General features: G+C 70.0%; 1 protein-coding gene. It reads left to right on the top strand.

The features are described from left to right. The first annotated feature begins 207 nt into the window (after positions 1-207). Positions 208-1,050, top strand: coding sequence for a class I SAM-dependent methyltransferase (locus tag AC5LSR_RS21445; protein ID WP_250290747.1), 843 nt, complete (start codon positions 208-210; stop codon positions 1,048-1,050). The last annotated feature ends 124 nt before the right edge of the window (positions 1,051-1,174 follow it).

Raw genomic sequence — 1,174 nt, 5'->3', positions numbered from 1 at the left:
CTGCTGTAGCAGCCACTTGCTCTCTCGTTACTGTGACCGCCTCGGTCTCGAGGCGTCGAAGCCGAAGCCGACGCCGGCGCAGCCCCCTCCCTTTCCCCAGGCTTCCTTTTCCCGCCACTCCTTGACCGGCGAGGGAAAAGGGATCATGACAGCACGTGCGTGAGTGGCTGCTCCCTCGATCTCAATATCCTGATCAGGTCAGGATGTGTGATCGGGCTCGTGGGTGGGGGCGACGTGGCGGGAGATTCTGGTGGGAGTACTCGGGCTGCGGGGGGTGCAGGGGATTTTGACTATGAGGCGCACGGTGACGGCTACGCTCGGCGGCGCCGTACCGATCCGCGTATCGCGGCCCTGATCCATGCTGCGCTCGGCGATGCCCGGACCGTGCTCAACGTGGGCGCCGGCGCGGGCTCCTACGAACCGGCTGACCGCCACGTCGTCGCGGTCGAGCCGTCCGCGGCGATGCGCTCCCAACGGCCGCGTCACCTTGCCCCCGCGATCGACGCGACCGCCGAGGAACTGCCGTTCGACGACGGCAGCGTCGACGCGGCCATGGCCACCGTGACGGTCCACCAGTGGGCCGACCCCGACCGCGGGCTGCGGGAGATGCGCCGGGTCAGCCGCGGACCGGTCGTCGTGCTCACCTTCGACGGCGACACCCTCGACCAGTTCTGGCTGGCTGACTACATTCCGCAGCTCATCGCGGCCGACCGGCCACGCTACCCGGCCATCGGGCACATCCGTGCCGTCCTCGGCGGCGCGAGCACGGTGACCCCGGTCCCGGTGCCGATCGACTGCGTGGACGGGTTCACCGAGGCGTACTACGCCCGCCCGGAGGCGTTCCTCGACCCGGCGGTGCGCCGCTCCCAGTCCGTGTGGGGCTTCGTCGACGCCGACATCGCCGAACGCGCGGTCGCCCGACTGCGCCACGACCTCGAGTCAGGCACCTGGGATCGCCACTACGGTGCGTTACGACACCAGCCCGAATTCCATGGCTCCCTGCGGCTCGTCACCGCCCTCCCACCCAGCGACACAGCACAGGCCGACTGAGCCGCCAGCCAAAACTGGCCAGACGGTGCCACGCCGGCCAACGTCAGCCCGTCAGCCCGTCAGCCCGTCAGCCCGTCAGCCCGTCAGCCCGTCAGCCCGTCAGCCCGTCAGCCCGTCAGCCCGT

The organism is Protofrankia sp. CiP1_Cm_nod4 (genome assembly GCF_982290645.1).
This window is presented reverse-complemented; position numbering and strand designations above follow the sequence as displayed.